The organism is Rummeliibacillus suwonensis (genome assembly GCF_007896435.1).
In the GTDB taxonomy this organism is placed as follows: Bacteria; Bacillota; Bacilli; order Bacillales_A; family Planococcaceae; genus Rummeliibacillus; species Rummeliibacillus suwonensis.
Genome location: NZ_VCBL01000001.1, coordinates 170,389 through 190,365 on the forward strand (window position 1 = coordinate 170,389; position 19,977 = coordinate 190,365).

A 19,977-nucleotide genomic window follows, 5' to 3' on the forward strand; every position below is an offset into this window, starting at 1 on the left:
GAAAAAAACGACAAGACTCTTCTGAATAAACGAGTCTTGCCGTTTTGTTTTTGAAAATGCCTATCTTATTTTTTTAATTCATTGCGATCCATGATGTGGTCGATTAGGCCGTATTCTTTTGCTTGTTCAGCAGTCATGTAGTTATCACGGTCTGTGTCGCGAGCGATGACTTCAATTGGTTGGCCTGTGCGTTCAGCAAGGATGCCGTTTAATTTTTCACGTGTTTTTAAAATATGTTTTGCAGCAATTTCGATTTCTGTTGCTTGACCTTGTGCGCCGCCTAGAGGTTGGTGAATCATGACTTCGCAGTTTGGTAATGCATAACGTTTACCCTTTGTGCCTGCTGTAAGAAGGAATGAACCCATTGATGCGCACATACCCATACCAACTGTTTGGATGTCTGGTTTGATGAATTGCATGGTATCATAGATAGCCATACCAGCTGTTACGCTACCACCAGGAGAGTTGATGTAAAGGTAGATGTCTTTTTCTGGATCTTCAGCTTCTAGGAATAATAATTGAGATACAACAGCGTTTGCTACGTTGTCATCAATGGCACTGCCAAGCATGATGATGCGGTCTTTCAATAAACGTGAGTAAATATCATAGGCACGTTCACCGCGATTTGTTTGCTCAATAACTGTAGGGATTAAATTCATGTAAATAGCCTCCTCAAATTAATAAGGTAATTTCGTGTTCATACGCTGAAAGTTTATCTATCTCAGCTGTAACTTTATCATACACATAATGGTCAATAAAGGTCAAATATTACGATTGTTTTTTTCTCTTATTGAATTGTTCCCATTTAATTTGTATAATAGATAAGTCGCAAATACTTTTTGCCTCCGTAGTTTAATGGATAAAACATAAGATTCCGGTTCTTAGGCTGGGGGTTCGATTCCCTCCGGGGGCATACATAAAATTGACTACAAGCTTCGATACACAAGTATTTATAGGTATCAAGGAGAAAACAACGGAGCATAGAACTCCTCTAAATAATCTCCAAAATTTGCCTATATTATTCGCCTTCTCAAAAAAAGTGAGTTTAACAAAATTCACTGACATGAGGAGGTTTTATTTTTACTATAAAAAATGGGGAAGATCTACTTAGTATAGACACAAAAATCCCACATTTATTTAACTAAAATATCCAAAAAAGTAACAACGTATTGATTAGAGAGGATGTGCTGATTGTTATGAAAGATGCGGATAAATGGATATCGCGAATGTATCCATTAACGGTATACGCTGAACATCTTCTAATTAGAATTATTAGTATTAAATATCTTAGCAAGGATGGAAAGAGTGAGAAGAAAAGTATGATTTTGATTATATAGTTAACGTATATTGAAATTTTAGAATCAGTAAAGGAACAAAGAAAGAAGAAAAGTAGTATCATTAATCTTAAGCGATAAATATGTTAATTAGATAGAGAGACTTTATTAAACTCTCTATAAAAGATTATCAACCTATTCATCATGAAAATATTTACAACCGGTTGGTTATATAGTATAATAATAAATGGAAACAACAGCATATTTTACTGGTAAAAAAGAGTGAGAACATGTATTTCGCCACATGCTCTCTCTCTTTTTTTGAAGGAAAAAGCAACGATGTTTTTACAAATGGATAATTGCATTAAAAACGATTTCTCCCAAAAAAATCCCCTATTAACTAACCATATCAATTTCATAAACTATTTTCATCCAGATCCCGCGTGATGAAATGGATCATTTACATAAACTATTTTCATCCAGATCCCGCGTGATGAAATGGATCATTTACATAAACTATTTTCATTCAGATTCGCATGATGAAACGGACTCATCTACATAAATTATTGTATTAAGACCGCCAAAAACCCCTCAAGTCAATATGTTTTTACGAATGGATTGTTTTCATTATTTACTTATATTATCCTAAATTTTTGTCAAAACTCACCTTATCAACAAATGTTAGAGGGTTTTTATAATGAAGAGTACTGGATCCATTAGTATACTGCACACCCTATTATTGGTGATGACGTTCATTGGCTTAAAAAATCATGTAACCATTATTCCATCCATTATAAAGGCGGCTGGAAGAGATGGTTGGGCATCGGTTTTAGCTGGAATGTTTGCATCATTTATATGGTTGTTTCTTTTGGTTTATGTCCATAATAAATCTAAACAGCAGCCTTTAAATGATTGGTTAAAGCAAAAAATAGGAAAAGTTGGATCTTCTATCATTTTGTATATTACGGCTTTTTATTTAATCCTTTTGGCTGCGTTCACGATGAGAGAAACGTTACTTTGGATATCTTCCACTTTTTTACCGAAGACACCAATGATTTTTTTGTTAATCGTTTATGTCATACTTACTTTTTATCTTGCTACTTCAGGCGTGGAAACCATTGCAATCGTTAACACATTTGTTTTATTTGCCGTTATCATTTTTGGCTTTTTTGTTTCATTTGTCAATATAAAGATGAAAGATTATGAATTACTATTACCCATGTTTGAACATGGATTTAAACCGGTCCTTAAAGGAATGATCTATCCCACTTCTGGTTTTATTGAATTACTAATCCTACTTTTTCTTCAGCATCATATCAAAGAACGTATGAAATGGTATCATTTTGCAATGATGCTAGTTATACTAGTGGGATTAACAGCGGGCCCGCTTATTGGTGCGATCACAGAGTTTGGTCCAGTTGAAGCAGCAAAGCAAAGATATCCAGCGTATGAAGAATGGGGTCTAGCAACAATTGGGCGTTTTATCGAACATATCGATTTCTTCTCTATTTACCAATGGTTAACGGGGACATTTATAAGAGTAGGATTTCTTCTATATATTTGTTCAGATATTTTGAATATGTCTGAAGATAAAAAACAAGTTTGGACTAAGCTTGCACCACCATTCATGATTGTGTGCTTATCGTTAGTTCTTTTAAAAGATAATATTTTTCAAAAATGGAATGAGCATTATTTCTTGATCAGTACGGTTCTCTTCTTTCTCTTTCTATCTGTGTTCTTTGCAGTTGTTGCATGGATGCCAGAAAAATCATCTTCAAAAGATAAAAATGATAAGAAAAGTGGTGAACAGCCATCGAGCCAAACAAAAAGTCAATAAATCTGAGTGTGTTACAGGATTTGTTTAAGAATTCTGCAGATGTAAAATTTCAAAAGTATACATTTCAAGAACAGACAATACATCTGATCTTGTGTGAAGGAATGATCGATCAGCAGCTATTAAATGAAGTGATTGTCCCACGTGTTGGTTTTTTATGTAGTCATTTGGTCGATGAACCATTAGAAGAACAAATCATATCAAGGTTATATGTTCCAGACTTAAAAAAAGTAAATGAGGAAGAGGAGGCCATTTCACTTGTATATACAGGTTCTGTCCTGCTCTATTTTGAAGAAGCAGCATTGCTCTTTTCAAGTAATATCGAAAAAAAGCCGAATCGTACGCCTGAGGAAACACGTACAGAAATTACTGTCAAAGGGCCAAGAGATAATTTTATTGAAGATGTATCAATCAATATTGCTTTATTGCGTAAGCGTTTGCCAACTAATTCGTTGAGTGTGGAGAAATTTGAAGTAGGGAAACGCTCCAAAACGAAAGTGGCTCTTCTTTATTTTGAAGATGTTGCGAATAAAGAAATTTTAAATGGCATAAGGGAACAGATAAAAAAAGTGGATACAGACACTGTATTTAGTGGTGATGTATTTATGGAAAATATCAATAAGAGTGCTGTTCTTTTTCCACGCCATGAATATACAGGGAGACCAGATAATACGGTTCAGGCTCTGTCTAGAGGACGTTTTGTTATATTTGTCGATGGTATTTCCTATGCCATTGTTTTACCTGTTAATTTATTCTTATTATTAAAGACAAGCGAAGATAATGAATATCCCCCATTATTCGGTTCAATCGAACGTATAATGCGAATATTCGGCACATTAGTTGCTACGTTTCTACCTGCTTTTTGGCTTTCTTTAACCACTTTTCATCAAAATCAGATACCTTTTCAATTACTAGCCACTGTTGTACAAGCGAATACAGGACTCCCTTTGCCGACAGCACTTGAGATGTTTTTGATGCTTGGGATGTTTGAATTATTCCGTGAAGCGGGATTACGGCTTCCAACCGTACTAGGTGGAACGATCGGTGTAGTAGGTGGACTGATTATCGGAGATGCAGTTATTCGAGGGGGGATGACAAGTGCCACAATGGTCGTCATTATGGCTACTTCCACTATTGCATCATTTACATTAGTCAATCAATCCATTGTAACGGCTGTCAGTGTATTGCGTGTTTTTTCGATTATACTTTCTACATTTTTTGGACTATTCGGTTTTTTTACATCCGTATTTTTTATAATCATTTATTTATCAAAAATACGTATATTCGGTGTTCCTTACATGAATATAGCAACAGAATTGAATTGGGCAACCATAGCAAAATCGCTATTCCGATTGCCGGCCAAAAAATATTCTAAACGTCCAAGTATGTTAAAGACGCAAGATGATACAAGACGTAAAGAGGTTAAAAAAGATGAATAAAAAACTGCTGATGCTTTTGATACTGTGTGCAATTATTCTCTCTGGTTGTTGGGATTCCAAAGCAGCGGGAAGAATGTTTTATATTTATGGTGTTGGTGTAGATTTTAAAGATGATGAGTATCACTTATATGCCCAACTGATCGATTTTGCCAGCATTGCGAGATCTGAACAGCCACCTAATCCAGATATTATACAAGCAGAAATTGGACATGCCAATGCAAAAACTTTAAATGAAGCGTTTTATAAATTATACCAATCATTAGATGAAGAATTGTATTGGGGGCATCTTACGTATCTTGTTTTTTCTGAGGATGTATTGCATGCTGGAAAGGTGAGTGATATCATGAACACCTTTACACGATTTAATGATACGCGGTATCAAACTTGGGTATATGCCACAAGAGATCCCGTAAAAGATGTTATGCTCACAAAACCCATACTAAATAAAGCCATCACATTATCTAAATTGTCAGATCCATTAAATTCTTATAAACAATATTCTTTCATTGAACCGATAAATATTAGGAAACTAATCGTGAGTATTGATGAACCCAATTATGAAGTAAGACTTCCTTTAGTAACACTTAAGGAAATCTGGAAGTCAGAGAAAAGTTCTAATACAGAAACAGCGATAAATGGTATTGGTATTGTTACACCACATTCTCTCAAAGGTTTTCTTACTAACGATCAGATAAGTGGGCTGCAGTGGCTTTCAAATGAAACAATAAGAACTGGAATCAGTATAGATTTAAAGCCAAATAGTTCAAGCGGAAATGAAGAAAAACGTCTTTCTGTTGTCCTTGAAAAAAATAAAGTGAAAATAAAGCCAATTGATACGAATGGGGATGTAAAGTTTGATATTAATGTGGAAATGGTCGCAATCGTCAGTGGATTCCAAGGAAATATTTCAGAGCCTGAAGTACAAAAAATAATAGAGGGAGAAGTTAAAAAACAAATTAAAAAGACTTATGAAGAAGGATTAAATATCGATGCTGACGTTTATCAACTGTCTAACCAACTATATAGAAAAGAAGCTAAAAAGTGGAATGAAATTCAAAAGGGTGGGGATATCAAATTAACAGATGATTCAATTCGAAATATTCATGTAAAGGTTAAGGTAAATTCAGGTAGAAAATCATTGAAGGAAACAATTGGGAAAAAATTAAGGTAAATGGGAAGATAGAATTTTTAAACGTTTCTAATAATAAAGAATGAGACGGGCGATATCAAGTATCATTAGAAAAGATTTTATTGGAAACAAACAGCTTCAACAGTAGAAGGTACGAATATTGACTGAACAATATTCGTGCCTTTTATTTTTGAAGTTCTCGAGGACGTTCTGTCTACACAACAATGCTCCCACATCAAGAAGCAAATAGCAAACAAAGGATATGCTTTGAGGATATCTACCAGTAAAGTCCGATCAGTTTAACTAACTCACAATAGAAATGGAAGAAAATCCTCCTCTGTCTTAGAGTTTTGCTTTACCCTTCTAGTTTATGATTTTCAACTTCGATCAAATGCCAAATATAATTGGCGATTTCTCTAGCTTCAGCTGCATGAGCGGTATTAGAAAATGCTTTACGGAAAGGGGTAAGAAGTGCTTTGATCACATATAGTTTTATGTCTTCCCGTTGTAGTTCCTTTAAGATATAACTTGCGTATTCAGTGCCATCTTTTGGATCAGCCTTTGATAAACCTTCGATAAAACCATTTAGTTGGTGGATAATCATATCCTTATCTACTACTGTATGGTCTACACTGTTTTTTATATATTGAATAGTTGCAGCATCTATTAGGATTTCTTTTGTTTCTCGCATACGCGGAATGATCGCATCAATATTTCGAAGTGCCATCATTACTACAGATTCTGGTTCCACATGGTGTTCTTTTGCAGCAAATAGTGTACGAATCGTATGTTGAATCATAGCAAAAACTTGTATAGAACATTCATAGCTCATGAAACTAATTTCCTCGCCATATACTTCGACCAATCTGGAAGAAAGCCATTCGAGTTCTTGGAGATGATGCTTCATAATTACTTTTTTGATCGCATCATCATTTGAATGATAAATGGATTCAAAAATTTGCAATAGGTTTTGCTCACGGTTAATATGCATAAGTACGGCTATTTGTTTTGCAAGAATATGAATGTCTTTTGGATCTTGACCAAAGATCAACTCATGTCTACGATTACTAGCATCTTCGCGGCTTTCTTGCAATATAGCTATTAAACATTCATTTTTGGAAGTGAAGTAATTATAAAAAGTTCCTTTTGAAATTTGTGCTTCATGAATAATATCTATGATTGAAGTTTCATGAAATCCTTTTTCAATGAATAGGCTACGTGCAACGTCTAATACTTTTCTTTTTCGCGTATTCATATTGTCACCTTTCCGATAATTTATACTATCATTCTAACCTATAAATGCTTTTATATCAACGTTTTAAAGATATTGAATTTTTTTGATTGAAAAAATTGGACTGTCGGTATAAAATATAAATCACCGCTATAAAAAGATAATCTTATAGAAAGAGTGAGGGAAAATTTTATGGGAAACGAAACTTTGAAAAAACCACCTTATGCAATGATTGCTATTTTATTTGTCGGTGCATTTGTTGCTTTTTTAAATAATACATTGATGAATGTAGCATTGCCTACAATTATGAAGGATTTCGATGTTACTTATTCACAAGTACAGTGGTTAACGACAGGCTTTATGCTTGTAAGTGGAATCTTAATACCGGCTTCAGCCTTTTTTGTTGTGAAATTTAAAAACCGTTCTTTGTTTATCGCAGCAATGTCTCTATTTACAATAGGAACGATTATTGCAGCTGCCGCTCCAAACTTCTGGGTTTTAATTGCGGGACGTATGGTTCAAGCTGCCGGTTCAGCAGCATTATCACCATTATTGATGAATGTCATGCTGACAAGTTTTCCAATTGAAAAGCGTGGTTCTGCCATGGGGATGTTTGGATTAGTCATGATTTCTGCTCCGGCAATCGGTCCAACATTATCAGGCTACATTGTAGAACACCATAGCTGGCGTATGCTTTTTGAAATGATCATTCCTTTTGCCGTATTAAGTCTATTATTTGGTTTTTGGAAATTAGAAAATGTAATGGAAACACGTAAAGTTTCTTTAGATTATACTTCTTTAGTTCTTTCAACAATTGGTTTTGGCGGGCTTTTATATGGCTTTAGCGCTGCGAGTGACAAAGGCTGGGATAGTCCTTGGGTATATGGCACAATAGCAGTCGGTGCTGTTACATTAGTGATCTTTATCATGAAACAATTGAAGATGGATGAACCATTACTAGATGTGAAAATTTATAAATATCCGATGTTTGCATTAGGTTCTGTCGTATCAATGGTTATCTCAGTTGCTATGTTTTCAGGTATGATTTTAACGCCGGCTTATGTGCAACAAGTTCGCGGAATCTCTCCTTTCCATGCAGGTTTGATGATGCTGCCAGGTGCAATCGTGATGGCCATCATGTCACCGATTACCGGTAAATTATTTGATAAAATTGGACCGCGCATTTTAGCATTTACTGGTTTAAGTATCATGACGATTTCAACTTATTTCTTAACTCGATTACAAGTAGATTCTTCATATACTTATATTATTACAGTTTATACTGTTCGTATGTTTGGTATGTCTATGGTTATGATGCCGATTATGACAAATGGATTGAATCAATTGCCAATGGATAAAAATCCACATGGTACCGCCATTAATAATACGGTTCAACAAGTATCAGGTGCAATTGGTACAGCTATTCTTGTCACAATTATGGATAACCATATTAAAACAAGAGCGACTGAATTAGCAGCTGCCGCAAAAGCGAAAGCTGTAAAAGCAGCAAAGGCCGCTGCAGAAGCAGGTCAAACGCCTTCTTCCCCAACAGCGGAACAACTTGCTCAATTAAAAGCACATATTACACAAACCGCTTTATTAGATGGCATTAATTATACGTTTATGGTAGCAACAGTTATTTCAGGCGTTGCATTAATTCTTTCATTATTCCTAAAAAGAGTTAGTATAAAAGATAGAATACAACCGGGAAAATAATAAGGAAAAGCTCTTGAAACGTAAAGGTAGCTACTAAAAAAAGTACAATTCAGTGGTGCATACATCTAAAAACTATAATTTTTTGATGTAATAGACAGCATTAATCTGGATTGTACTTTTTCGCTTTTAATAGGTGACATTCTTTTTAGATGAAGAATATGATTGCCATGTGTCTGCTAAAATCTCATGCTTTTACTTTCTCATGGGACTATAGTACACCGTATTGAATAACATCGTACGAAAAAAAGCACACATTTTTTGATATGGATATGGCTAGCTTCTGAAATGGTGTAAAAAAAGCTATACGAGGGGGCCATCGATCCATCAATTGTTGGATACCTAAAAATTTAACAAATAAAAAAAGGCATTCAGATTAGTACTATTCTGGATGCCTTTTGTAGACGATATGAAGCGTAGTCGCAAAAATGTATCCACACTTATTTTCTATTTATATGTTCAAACAAAGATAGGCCTCTGTTTTCCCTTATTGCACTAAATTTAAAATAAAAATCAGTAAAAATGTAATGACGAAGAAAAAAATGATAAAGTAACCAATGTACTTAATAGGCTTTGGCATATTTTTAAGTTTTGCATCTGTAGGGGCAGTAACATTCCCCTCAATTTTATGAAGATGGTCTATTACATCATTAAATGATTTCTTTTCCTCTTTTTCGTCTTTCATATCATCACCCCATTTAATTATTATTATATACTTCTAGTGCAATTTCTAAAAGAAGGTATTCATTTTAAATATTACTTTATATTAATGTTATATAAAAAATATGTTATTTAATGTAATTGAAAATAAAAAATATGTTATTTAATGTAAAAAATAAGATAATTCGAACTATTTATTTTTTTGAACTTTAGGCAAATAATAGAAGTGTATAAAAGAAGGAGGGATATTTTTGAAATTAAAATCTAAAATATTAAGCCTAATTTTAGTAGCTGTACTTACTTTTTCTCTACCAACCTTAGCCTTTGCATCAACTCATACCAACACTTCTAATGACACGGAAAGATTTGTTGTATATGCTGCATCAGGAACTGTACTGGTTCCCTTTGCACTAGCCATAACTATGAAAATGGATATTGTAGTAAGCTATCCTGGCAAATATATTACTTACGAATCAATGTATACAACTGTTCCAGGAGGAGCACAATTACCATTTAATGCATCAGTGAATGCCGGAAACATAAAATATTATAAAGATGGTGAATACAGAACTACACATTCATTACCTTTGAGCCCAAGCTATTATAAAAACCCAAGTGATTTAACTGATTTAAATGCCGGTGAACCTAATTCTAACTTGGCTGATTCTAGTACGTATAAAGCTGTTGGTTATGCTACGTATATTAGTTCTAGCACAACACCAGCTGCTTATACAGGAGATACAACTGAAGGAGTGGTGGATTAAAGTATGAAGAAATCAAAAAAAATATTAGTGGCATCTACTTTAATTATAGGGCTTGGCTTTTCTGCTGCATTTTATTTTTCTTCAAATACAAAAGCAGATCAGACGGTGAGTCAACATGTTTTTTCAAGTTTAGCGCAAGAACACCAAAATGGAGAATCTAAGCAAGAGAAACCCTTTTTAAAGATTAATAATAAAACATATTCAAACAAAGATTTTCTTGCTTTTAAAGAAAGTAAAAATGTGATTCAAAGAAATAATGGTCAACAAGTTTTAAGTGATGAGCAAATCAAAGCTGAATTCATTAAAGAAGCTGTTTCAGAACAAGAAGCAGATAAGCAAAAACTGAATGTGACTGAAGATGAAGCAAAAAGATTTGCTGATGAGATGAAACAGGCTGTTGCTGAAGCACAAGACTCACAAACACAACAATTTCTTAAGGATTATATTGCAGCTTTAGGTATTACAGAAGACGAGTATTGGAATCAGTATGCAATTCCAGCTTATCAACAGGCATTAAAAATTGGAAAATTGAAACAAAAAATATTTGACGCAGAAAAAGTGAAGAATGCAAGTATTTCTGATTCTGAATTAAATGAAGTGTGGGAAAAACAACAGCAAAAATTAGTAACAGAGGCAAACATTGAGTCTCTTCAATAATTAAAGTATCCGTATGAAAATATGAATGATAAGTATAAGTTACCATTATTATTTAAATATTCGCATTTTGAAACTAAAAACAGATTTATCCCGCATTAACCTGAGTTCCTCCACTTCAGTAGGGGATGAAGAGACCCCCACTGATTAAAGTTTCACTTTATAAAATTGATTTAAATAATAATCTATATCTTGTTGCTTCGTTTTCATCGAAAAAACTGCTCATTTCTAATAATTAGAATGAGCAGTTTTTTACTAACAGGCGAAGCATTATTTTGTTGAATAGGACTTTTTAGAACATCCCTTATTGCGTATTTTTAGTTGAATTGGGAAGGTTGATGAGTAGTCCCTGTTGTAGCTTCAGCAAAACCGTTAGTGATGGTTACTGTATCTTGAGAAGATAATTGTGGAACTTGATAGTAGCCCTTACGATTTTGGTAGATAGATATTTCGTAAGCCATTTCGATACAGTTTGGAATCGAATCAGCCAATACACGACGAACAACAGGGTTTGTTGTTTCGAGTGCCGCAGCTGTTTTAAGTGCTGCAGCTCCTTTATGCCAGCTAAGGATATATCCTGAAATGATTTCATCGTTTATCTCACTGGCTTGTGTAATTGGTTTTTTCGGTTGACCAGGTTGTACGCCAAAAGTAAACTTGTTATTCTCAGTCATTTCATAATGACCTGATGGATGAGAAGGATCTTTACCAGTTTTAAATGATTCCACCAATACATTGTAATCATCTAGTGCAAATTTATACTGACGATCAACAATGTTGCGCAATTCATTATCTTGAATTTGATCACGCAATAACACACATTGGTTTAGACCGCCGATCATTGCACCCAATACTTCATGCAAGTCCATTATTTCATGTCCACCATGATTAAATTTTGCTGAATCTACATGATACATGGGATCATTTTTCATCTGGTTTTGTGGTTGTTGTTGCAAAAATAGGACCTCCTTTTTTTATATCGCGCTTGTCACGCAAAATTAGTATGTTCAGCGAATCCATTTCAATGCATGTGAAAAATTTTCCAAAAAGCATTTTGGATGTTAAATCAAAATTTTGCGTTTTATTCTGCTGAATCAGGGGATAATAAATGACAGAAGGAAAGCGCTGTCTGGAGCGAAACACCAAAAATGAATCGTTATTTTTTATGTAAATTCTATATGATGAAATGGATACAAAGAGAAAATTTTTGAAAAACCCTGAAAATACAATTACACTGATATTAGCTGTTCCACAATGAAGGTAATCATATACATAAGAAGATCATGCATCTTTAAACGAAGAAACTGGATGTTGTTATTGAGAAAGGCGGCAAGTATCAGTGATGGAAATTATCTATTATGGAAGACCCAATTGCGAGCTCTGTGAAGAAGGAATAAGAACGCTCAATTTAGTACGCGAAGACATCCCTTTTGAAATGAAAGAAGTCAATATTGAAGAGGATGACGCCATTCATGAAAAATACATGTTGATGATTCCTGTTGTTGAAAAAGATGGGCAGATTATTCAGTATGGTACTTTGGATTATGTCACTTTATTAGAAGGAATCCGCTCTAAGTAAGAACGATTCGACTATTTTTTCTACGCTTATTTTCAAGTGGGATTTTGTTGCAACTAATAATAGAGAATTGTATACTGGGCGTAGGAAATATTTTTTTGTAGCATATGGGACATAAAATGATGATACGGGATAAAAAAAGTCCCACAAAAGGAGAATAAATGACATGGCTACATTATTGGAAGCACAATTGAAAATAATGCCTGAAATGTCTAAGCTTCTTCATACTCGATATCGCTTTTTGCAAATGATCGATACGCTAGGACCTATAGGAAGGCGTGGGCTTGCAGATCAACTTGCTGTAGCGGAGCGGGAAATTCGTAAAGAAACGGATTTACTACGTGAACAAGGTTTAATCATAGCTGATCGTTCTGGTATGAGGATTTCTGAACTGGGAATGGAAGCATTAGAAGTTTTAAGACCACTTGTTTATGAATGGTCAGATCTACCTATATTAGAAAACCAATTAACTCGTATACTTGGAATTCAAAAAGTGATCATTGTAGATGGCGATCTAGATGAGGTGCCTTCTATCAAATCATTATTGGGGATGGAAGCGGCAAAACAATTGGAATTAGCAGCAAAGCATAGCAAAATCATTGCTGTAACAGGTGGTAGCACAATGGCGGCTATAGCTGAGAGTCTTGCACCTTCAGAAAATTTAACGGGCTTGAACTTTATCGCTGCTAGAGGCGGTATGGGAGTCGAAATGCGATTACAAGCGAATACTATTGTGGCGACATTTGCCAATCATACAGACAATCAATATCGCACTTTATATTTACCAGAGTATTTAAGCGATACGGCTTATCAAGCAATGGTTCAGGAGCCAATCGTTCAGGAGATGATACGGCTTTATGATCAAACAGATGTCGTTATTCACGGTATCGGTTCCGCTTTAGAAATGGCAGTAAGACGCGGATCAAGTGAAGAAGTCAAACAAGCATTGCTTGACAATGGTGCTGTCAGTGAGGCTTTTGGTTATTATTTCGATGAGCAGGGCAATATAGTGCAAAGGATCCGCACGGTTGGGATTCAGCTAGAGCAAGTAAATAGATGTAAAAGTATTCTTGCAGTAGCTGGCGGAAAAAAGAAGGCAAAAGCCATCCTTTCTTATTTTAAACGCGGGGCAAAACAATCTGTTTTAATAACAGATTCAGCTGCTGCCGAAGAAATGCTTCGATTAGTACAATAACATTATGATTCATGGAGGTATGGATGATGACTTTAAAATTAGCGATTAATGGATTTGGGCGTATTGGACGATTGGTATTTCGTACAGCAATCAAACGACAAGATATTGAAATCGTTGCTGTAAATGATTTGACGGATGCAGCAATGCTTGCACACCTTTTAAAATATGATTCCATTCATGGTGCATTTGATGCGGAGGTAACATCTGAAGGTGATTATTTAGTAGTTAATCGCCAAAATGTTCGTGTCTATGCGGAAACAGATCCTGCAAAACTTCCATGGAGAGAATTAGATATTGATATAGTCGTTGAATCTACAGGTCGATTTACTAGCTATGAAGCAGCACACAAACATATAGAAGCGGGAGCTAAAAAAGTCATCGTATCTGCTCCAGGAAAAAATATGCCAACCTATGTAATGGGGGTCAACCATGAAAAATACAATCCTCAAACAGATGATGTGGTATCAAATGCATCTTGTACAACGAACTGCTTAGCTCCAGTTGCCAAAGTGCTAGATGAACGATTTGGTATTAGACGTGGCATGATGACAACTGTTCACTCCTATACAAATGACCAAAAAATCTTAGATCTCCCGCACAAAGATTATCGTCGGGCTCGTGCTGCTGCTCAATCTATGATTCCGACTACTACGGGAGCTGCTGTTGCGGTAGCCAAAGTCTTGCCGCAACTTGAAGGAAAATTGGATGGTATGGCTATTCGTGTGCCTACTCCAAACGTTTCTTTAGTTGACTTAGTTGTCGAATTAGAAAAAGAAGTCACTGTTGAAGAAGTGAATGCTACATTAAAAGAAGCTGCCGAAAATGAATTAAAAGGAATTTTATCCTATTCAGAACTTCCACTCGTTTCGATTGATTATAATGGCAATATTGCTTCTTCTACGATTGATGGTTTGTCCTCAATGGTGCTTGGAGGAAATCTTGTAAAAGTACTAGCTTGGTATGATAACGAGGCTGGTTATTCCACTCGCGTAGTTGATTTGGCTCAATACATGGTTAAACAAGATTTGTAACTCAAAAAACGTAGCAATATAGGTTTTATACGTATATAATGAATAAGGGTAAAACAGGAGAAGCGGTTTTGTACTTCTCCTTTTTTTATGAAATAAGTAAGTGCTTTATTGATCATAACATCATAATTTGACATTATGGTTTTTCTACATAACAATCTATAGTGGCGATAATGTCAATATGATCTGAAACATGGAAGTGGTTATATTTGTTTTATCATAATATAAGTGAAGTATGATGCTTATTTTCTATAATAATTGATAAGGTATGAACAATTGGGAGGCACGATGATGTATCAAAAAATGACGATGAAAGATATCGATGTGACAGGGAAACGCGTTTTTGTACGTGTAGATTTTAATGTCCCTATGGAAGATGGTAAAATCACGGACGACACTCGAATTTTAGCAGCACTTCCTACGATCTCTTACTTAGTTGAAAAAGGGGCAAAAGTGATTTTAGCTAGTCACCTTGGACGTCCAAAAGGCGAGGTGAAAGAGGAACTGCGATTAACAGCAGTGGGAAAACGTCTTGCTGAGCTTATTGGAAAACCCGTCCATAAACTAGATGAATCTGTTGGTAAAACCGTAGAACAAGCTGTAAGTAAGATGAATGATGGCGATATCGTTTTATTAGAAAATGTTCGTTTCCATAAAGGTGAGGAAAAGAACGATCCAGCACTTGCTAAAAGCTTTGCCGCTTTAGCCGATTTTTATATTAATGATGCATTCGGTACTGCTCACCGCGCACATGCAACGACAGCTGGTGTTGCAAAATATTTACCAGCGGTTTCAGGATTTTTAATGGAAAAAGAAATCGAAGTTTTAGGGAAAGCGCTATCAAATCCGCAACGACCATTCACCGCAATTATCGGCGGTGCCAAAGTAAAAGACAAAATAACTGTAATTGAAAACTTATTAGACAAAGTGGATCACTTAATCATTGGTGGCGGTTTGTCTTATACATTTACAAAAGCACAAGGCTATGATATTGGTAAATCATTATTAGAAGAAGATAAAATCGAATTAGCCAAATCATGTATCCAAAAAGCCATTGAAAAAGGTGTAAAACTACATATGCCTGTAGATGCTATTGTAGCGAATAAATTCTCCAATGATGCAGAAACAAAAGCTGTCGATATCGATCAAATTCCAAGTGATTGGATGGGATTGGATATCGGACCCAAAACAGTTGCAGAATATGCAGAGGTCATCAAAAATTCAAAATTGATCATTTGGAATGGACCAATGGGTGTATTTGAATTGGATGCATTTGCAAATGGTACAAAAGGTGTTGCAGAAGCAATGGCAGAAACGAAGGGCTACACGATTATTGGTGGCGGTGATTCAGCTGCGGCAGTTGAAAAATTCCAAGTAGCAGATAAAATGGATCACATTTCAACAGGTGGCGGCGCTTCTCTTGAGTTTATGGAAGGTAAAGAATTACCTGGAGTTATCGCACTAAATGATAAATAACTTTTAGATGGAGGTTTTCACAATGCGTAAACCAATTATTGCGGGTAACTGGAAAATGTATAAAACATTATCTGAAGCAGTTGACTTCGTACAAGCAGTAAAATCATCTATACCAGCTGCAGATCGTGTAGATTCCGTTATTTGCGCACCAGCATTATTTTTACCCTCTCTTGTCAAAGAAGCTGAGGGTTCAAACTTGGCAATTGGTGCTCAGACAATGCACTATGAAAACGAAGGGGCATTTACAGGTGAAATAAGCCCATCACAATTAGAAGATATCGATGTTCAGTATGTTATATTAGGTCACTCAGAACGCCGCCAATATGACAATGAAACAGATGAAAAGGTCAATAAAAAAGTACATGCAGCATTTGCTCATAACTTAATTCCTATTATCTGCGTTGGCGAAACATTAGAAGAACGTGAAGCAAGTAATACAGTCGTCAAAGTTTCTTCTCAAGTAGGAGCGGCTTTAAAAGGATTATCAATCGAACAAATTGCTCAGACTGTGATTGCCTATGAACCGATTTGGGCAATCGGTTCAGGTAAGACGGCAACTGCTCATGACGCAAACGAAGTATGTAAAGAAATTCGTCATACAGTAGAAAAAATAGCTGGCGATGTTGCTGCAGAATTGATTCGCATCCAATATGGTGGTAGTGTGAAACCAGAAAACGTAGTAGAATTATTATTGAAGGAGCATATTGATGGTGCTCTAGTTGGTGGAGCAAGTTTAAAACCAGATTCATACTTAAAATTATTGGAGGCTGGGGCAAATGCCAAATAAACCAGTAGCATTGATCATTTTAGATGGGTTAGGCTTACGCGATGAAGTATTTGGGAATGCAGTAGCGCAAGCAAAAAAGCCGAATTTGGACCGTCTTTGGAACACTTTTCCTCATAACACATTAACGGCATCAGGAGAAGCAGTTGGTCTTCCAGGTGGACAAATGGGCAATTCAGAAGTAGGACACTTAAACATCGGGGCCGGTCGAGTTGTTTATCAAAGCTTGACCAGAATTTATAAAGCGATCAAAGATGGCGATTTCTTTCAAAACAAAGCTTTGTTAGATGCCGTTCAACATGTCAAACAAAATCATTCAAAGCTGCACATTATGGGTCTTTTATCTGACGGTGGCGTGCATAGTCACTACGCACACTTATTTGCCTTATTGAAATTAGCAAAAGATCAAGGACTAGAAGAAGTCTATGTTCATGGATTCTTGGATGGCCGTGATGTAGGACCAAAAACAGCCATAGGCTATATTGAAGAAACAGAAAAACAAATGGCTGAGATCGGTGTAGGACAATTCGCTTCTATCAGTGGCCGCTACTACGCAATGGATCGCGATAATCGTTGGGATCGTGAAGAAAAAGTTTATAAAGTATTAGTAGATGGACAAGGCATTGAGGCATCTTCTGCAGTAGAAGGTGTTGAAGCATCTTATGCAAATAATGTAACAGATGAATTTGTTGTACCATTTGTTATTAAAAAAGATGGTAAACCAGTTGCAACGATTCAATCAAATGACGCGGTGATTTTCTTCAACTTCCGTCCAGACCGTGCCATCGAATTGTCAACAGCTTTTACGAATCCTGCATTTGATGGCTTTACATTAAGTGAAAACCATCCGCAAAATTTGAAGTTTATCGCATTTAAAAAATATAGCGATAAAGTAATCAGTGAAATTGCTTTTGAAGACGAAGACTTGAAAAATACAATCGGTGAAGTTTTATCCAAAAATAATCTTCGTCAACTACGTATTGCAGAAACAGAAAAATACCCTCATGTGACATTCTTCATGAGTGGTGGACGTGAAAAAACTTTCCCAGGAGAAGAACGTATTTTGATCAATTCTCCAAAAGTTGCAACGTATGATTTAAAACCGGAAATGAGTGCATATGAAGTGACAGATGCACTTCTTGAAGCAATTGCAGCAGATCGCTTTGATGGCATTATCTTAAACTTTGCAAATCCTGATATGGTGGGCCACAGCGGTATGTTAGAACCTACTATTAAAGCGATTGAAGCAGTAGATGAATGTCTTGGAAAAGTAGTGGATGCGCTCCTTGCAAAAGGGGGAGCAGCGATTATTACAGCCGATCATGGGAATTCAGATGAAGTGGTCACACTAGATGGTCAACCGATGACAGCTCATACGACAAACCCAGTCCCTGTTATCATCACAAAAGAAAATATTGTGGTGAAAAATGGAGGAATTTTAGCCGATTTGGCTCCTACCATGTTAAAATTATTAGGAGTGGAACAACCACTTGAAATGACAGGAAAACCATTATTTTAAACTGAGGAGAGTTAAACAATGCCAATTATTACAGATGTACAAGCTCGTGAAGTATTAGACTCACGCGGTAATCCAACAGTAGAAGTAGAAGTATATACAGAATCAGGCGCATTTGGACGTGCCATCGTACCATCTGGTGCATCTACTGGGGAATATGAAGCAGTAGAATTGCGCGATGGCGACAAAGCTCGCTACCTTGGAAAAGGTGTTTTAAAAGCAGTTGATAATGTCAATAACGTCATTGCTCCAGAACTAATTGGAAACTATTCAACTCTTGATCAAGTATCAATCGATGAAATGATGATTAAATTAGATGGTACAGAAAACAAAGGCAAATTAGGTGCAAATGCTATTCTAGGTGTTTCTTTAGCGGTAGCTCGTGCAGGTGCTGATTATCTTGAAGTACCACTTTACCAATATATTGGTGGGATCAACGCAAAACAACTCCCAGTTCCAATGATGAACATCTTAAATGGTGGCGAACACGCTGATAATAACGTTGACATCCAAGAATTTATGATTATGCCTGTTGGTGCTGAGTCTTTCCGTCATGCACTTCGTATGGGTGCTGAAATCTTCCACTCTTTAAAAGCGGTTCTTAAAGAATCAGGTCATAACACAGCAGTAGGAGATGAAGGCGGTTTTGCACCAAACTTAACTTCTAATGAAGAAGCATTGTCTACAATTGTGAAGGCTATTGAACGTGCCGGTTATAAACCAGGCGAAGAAGTTATGCTCGCTATGGATGTCGCATCATCCGAACTATATTCAGATGAAGATGGTAAGTATCACTTAGATGGTGAAGGCGTTGCTAAAACTTCTGAAGAAATGGTTGCTTGGTACGAAGAACTTACTGCTAAATATCCAATCATCTCTATTGAAGATGGTCTAGATGAAAACGATTGGAAAGGTCATAAAGTACTTACTGAACGCATTGGCAACCGTGTACAACTAGTAGGTGATGATTTATTCGTGACAAATACGAAAAAATTATCTCGCGGTATCGAAGAAGGCGTTGGTAATGCAATTCTAGTGAAAGTAAACCAAATCGGTACTTTAACAGAAACTTTAGATGCCATCGAAATGGCCAAACGTGCAGGTTATACAGCGATCATCTCTCACCGTTCTGGTGAATCAGAAGATACAACAATTGCAGATATCGCAGTTGCTACAAATGCTGGACAAATCAAAACAGGCGCACCATCTCGTACAGACCGTGTTGCAAAATACAACCAATTACTACGCATCGAAGATCAATTGTCTGATACAGCTCAATTTAATGGTATTCAATCTTTCTATAATATTCATCGCTAATACGCTAATGAATATGAAAGAAAAGTGATTTTCAGGTAGTGTTATTTCAACTATAGTACGTATCATAGAACGCTATTTTCCTTATAATTTGTAAGGAGAATAGCGTTTTTCATTCTTATCCCGCTTTAACGGGCAGTAAGACCTTCATCTCAAGATACAGAGAGAAACGAGAAAGGCAGGTGGGAAATCCAACTGCCCGTAAAAGTACGATTGGTTCGGGCCAACAAGATGTTGGTCACTCAGGTGTTGCCACAGGACGTGGCGTTTTTCACTTCCGTTCCTCTAGTTCAGTGGGGAAGAAGAAAACCACCACTGATGGAGTTTCACTTTATCAGCAGCCAGAGAAAAAAGTGGAATGGCCGATTAATTGTGTTGATTAGACTTTTT

At 36.0% G+C, this 19,977-nt stretch carries 18 protein-coding genes and 1 tRNA gene; 15 read left to right on the plus strand and 4 right to left on the minus strand.

Annotated features, from left to right (window positions below; genetic code table 11):
• Nucleotides 1–65: 65 nt before the first annotated feature.
• Complete coding sequence (clpP, locus tag FEU33_RS00815) at nt 66–659, minus strand: ATP-dependent Clp endopeptidase proteolytic subunit ClpP (protein ID WP_146547570.1); 594 nt, start codon at nt 657–659, stop codon at nt 66–68.
• A gap of 182 nt (nt 660–841) precedes the next feature.
• Here clpP and FEU33_RS00820 point away from each other — a divergent pair.
• The 4 genes from FEU33_RS00820 (at nt 842) to FEU33_RS00835 (ending at nt 5,718) form a co-directional block, all read left to right on the plus strand.
• A tRNA-Arg gene (locus FEU33_RS00820) sits at nt 842–913 on the plus strand.
• A gap of 1,058 nt (nt 914–1,971) precedes the next feature.
• The gene (locus FEU33_RS00825) at nt 1,972–3,111 is read left to right on the plus strand and encodes a GerAB/ArcD/ProY family transporter (RefSeq protein WP_146547571.1); all 1,140 of its coding nucleotides are present in this window, start codon (nt 1,972–1,974) and stop codon (nt 3,109–3,111) included.
• A gap of 20 nt (nt 3,112–3,131) precedes the next feature.
• Nucleotides 3,132–4,547 (plus strand): spore germination protein, encoded by a 1,416-nt coding sequence (locus tag FEU33_RS00830; protein WP_244950947.1) that lies wholly within the window; start codon nt 3,132–3,134, stop codon nt 4,545–4,547.
• On the plus strand, nt 4,540–5,718 hold the full coding sequence (locus FEU33_RS00835; protein WP_186731276.1) for a Ger(x)C family spore germination protein: 1,179 nt from the start codon (nt 4,540–4,542) through the stop codon (nt 5,716–5,718). Before FEU33_RS00830 ends, FEU33_RS00835 begins: the two co-directional genes overlap by 8 nt.
• Before the next feature lie 313 nt (nt 5,719–6,031).
• On the opposite strand, the gene FEU33_RS00840 is transcribed toward FEU33_RS00835, so the two are convergent.
• A complete protein-coding gene (locus FEU33_RS00840; RefSeq protein ID WP_146547574.1) occupies nt 6,032–6,931 on the minus strand; it encodes a TetR/AcrR family transcriptional regulator in 900 nt (299 codons plus the stop codon).
• 168 nt (nt 6,932–7,099) lie between these two features.
• On the opposite strand from FEU33_RS00840, the gene FEU33_RS00845 reads away from it, so the two are divergent.
• A complete protein-coding gene (locus FEU33_RS00845; protein WP_146547575.1) occupies nt 7,100–8,623 on the plus strand; it encodes a DHA2 family efflux MFS transporter permease subunit in 1,524 nt (507 codons plus the stop codon).
• Between the two features lie 484 nt (nt 8,624–9,107).
• Here the strand turns inward: FEU33_RS00845 and FEU33_RS00850 are convergent, their stop codons facing one another.
• A complete protein-coding gene (locus FEU33_RS00850; RefSeq protein ID WP_146547576.1) occupies nt 9,108–9,305 on the minus strand; it encodes an amino acid transporter in 198 nt (65 codons plus the stop codon).
• A gap of 226 nt (nt 9,306–9,531) precedes the next feature.
• Between FEU33_RS00850 and FEU33_RS00855 the strand changes: the two genes are divergently transcribed.
• Nucleotides 9,532–10,044 carry a hypothetical protein gene (locus FEU33_RS00855; protein ID WP_146547577.1) on the plus strand — a complete coding sequence of 171 codons (513 nt, stop codon included), beginning with the start codon at nt 9,532–9,534 and terminating at the stop codon, nt 10,042–10,044.
• A 3-nt stretch (nt 10,045–10,047) separates the two neighbouring features.
• Complete coding sequence (locus tag FEU33_RS00860) at nt 10,048–10,701, plus strand: hypothetical protein (protein WP_146547578.1); 654 nt, start codon at nt 10,048–10,050, stop codon at nt 10,699–10,701.
• A 314-nt stretch (nt 10,702–11,015) separates the two neighbouring features.
• Here FEU33_RS00860 and FEU33_RS00865 read toward each other — a convergent pair whose 3' ends face one another.
• Nucleotides 11,016–11,654 carry a spore coat protein gene (locus FEU33_RS00865; RefSeq protein ID WP_425127961.1) on the minus strand — a complete coding sequence of 213 codons (639 nt, stop codon included), beginning with the start codon at nt 11,652–11,654 and terminating at the stop codon, nt 11,016–11,018.
• Nucleotides 11,655–12,040: 386 nt separating this feature from the next.
• On the opposite strand from FEU33_RS00865, the gene FEU33_RS00870 reads away from it, so the two are divergent.
• From FEU33_RS00870 to FEU33_RS00905, 8 genes are all read left to right on the plus strand, one after another.
• Complete coding sequence (locus FEU33_RS00870) at nt 12,041–12,277, plus strand: glutaredoxin family protein (RefSeq protein WP_146549855.1); 237 nt, start codon at nt 12,041–12,043, stop codon at nt 12,275–12,277.
• Nucleotides 12,278–12,440: 163 nt separating this feature from the next.
• On the plus strand, nt 12,441–13,469 hold the full coding sequence (locus tag FEU33_RS00875; RefSeq protein ID WP_146547579.1) for a sugar-binding transcriptional regulator: 1,029 nt from the start codon (nt 12,441–12,443) through the stop codon (nt 13,467–13,469).
• A gap of 26 nt (nt 13,470–13,495) precedes the next feature.
• Nucleotides 13,496–14,500, plus strand: a complete 1,005-nt coding sequence (gap, locus tag FEU33_RS00880; RefSeq protein ID WP_146547580.1) for a type I glyceraldehyde-3-phosphate dehydrogenase — start codon at nt 13,496–13,498, stop codon at nt 14,498–14,500.
• 288 nt (nt 14,501–14,788) lie between these two features.
• Nucleotides 14,789–15,973: a phosphoglycerate kinase gene (locus FEU33_RS00885; protein WP_146547581.1), complete on the plus strand. Its 1,185-nt coding sequence runs from the start codon at nt 14,789–14,791 to the stop codon at nt 15,971–15,973.
• Nucleotides 15,974–15,995: 22 nt separating this feature from the next.
• A complete protein-coding gene (gene tpiA / locus FEU33_RS00890) occupies nt 15,996–16,760 on the plus strand; it encodes a triose-phosphate isomerase (protein ID WP_146547582.1) in 765 nt (254 codons plus the stop codon).
• A complete protein-coding gene (gene gpmI, locus FEU33_RS00895; protein WP_146547583.1) occupies nt 16,750–18,276 on the plus strand; it encodes a 2,3-bisphosphoglycerate-independent phosphoglycerate mutase in 1,527 nt (508 codons plus the stop codon). Before tpiA ends, gpmI begins: the two co-directional genes overlap by 11 nt.
• Nucleotides 18,277–18,294: 18 nt before the next feature.
• Nucleotides 18,295–19,590 carry a phosphopyruvate hydratase gene (gene eno / locus FEU33_RS00900; RefSeq protein ID WP_146547584.1) on the plus strand — a complete coding sequence of 432 codons (1,296 nt, stop codon included), beginning with the start codon at nt 18,295–18,297 and terminating at the stop codon, nt 19,588–19,590.
• 179 nt (nt 19,591–19,769) lie between these two features.
• A complete protein-coding gene (locus tag FEU33_RS00905; protein WP_146547585.1) occupies nt 19,770–19,970 on the plus strand; it encodes a hypothetical protein in 201 nt (66 codons plus the stop codon).
• The last annotated feature ends 7 nt before the right edge of the window (nt 19,971–19,977 follow it).

What these genes read in the sequence shown, in the direction of transcription:
- clpP (WP_146547570.1), bottom strand. Translation starts at nt 659, where the DNA reads ATGAATTTAATCCCTACAGTTATTGAGCAAACAAATCGCGGTGAACGT.
- FEU33_RS00825 (WP_146547571.1), top strand. Translation starts at nt 1,972, where the DNA reads ATGAAGAGTACTGGATCCATTAGTATACTGCACACCCTATTATTGGTG.
- FEU33_RS00835 (WP_186731276.1), top strand. Translation starts at nt 4,540, where the DNA reads ATGAATAAAAAACTGCTGATGCTTTTGATACTGTGTGCAATTATTCTC.
- FEU33_RS00840 (WP_146547574.1), bottom strand. Translation starts at nt 6,931, where the DNA reads ATGAATACGCGAAAAAGAAAAGTATTAGACGTTGCACGTAGCCTATTC.
- FEU33_RS00845 (WP_146547575.1), top strand. Translation starts at nt 7,100, where the DNA reads ATGGGAAACGAAACTTTGAAAAAACCACCTTATGCAATGATTGCTATT.
- FEU33_RS00850 (WP_146547576.1), bottom strand. Translation starts at nt 9,305, where the DNA reads ATGAAAGACGAAAAAGAGGAAAAGAAATCATTTAATGATGTAATAGAC.
- FEU33_RS00860 (WP_146547578.1), top strand. Translation starts at nt 10,048, where the DNA reads ATGAAGAAATCAAAAAAAATATTAGTGGCATCTACTTTAATTATAGGG.
- FEU33_RS00870 (WP_146549855.1), top strand. Translation starts at nt 12,041, where the DNA reads ATGGAAATTATCTATTATGGAAGACCCAATTGCGAGCTCTGTGAAGAA.
- FEU33_RS00875 (WP_146547579.1), top strand. Translation starts at nt 12,441, where the DNA reads ATGGCTACATTATTGGAAGCACAATTGAAAATAATGCCTGAAATGTCT.
- gap (WP_146547580.1), top strand. Translation starts at nt 13,496, where the DNA reads ATGACTTTAAAATTAGCGATTAATGGATTTGGGCGTATTGGACGATTG.
- FEU33_RS00885 (WP_146547581.1), top strand. Translation starts at nt 14,789, where the DNA reads ATGTATCAAAAAATGACGATGAAAGATATCGATGTGACAGGGAAACGC.
- tpiA (WP_146547582.1), top strand. Translation starts at nt 15,996, where the DNA reads ATGCGTAAACCAATTATTGCGGGTAACTGGAAAATGTATAAAACATTA.
- gpmI (WP_146547583.1), top strand. Translation starts at nt 16,750, where the DNA reads ATGCCAAATAAACCAGTAGCATTGATCATTTTAGATGGGTTAGGCTTA.
- eno (WP_146547584.1), top strand. Translation starts at nt 18,295, where the DNA reads ATGCCAATTATTACAGATGTACAAGCTCGTGAAGTATTAGACTCACGC.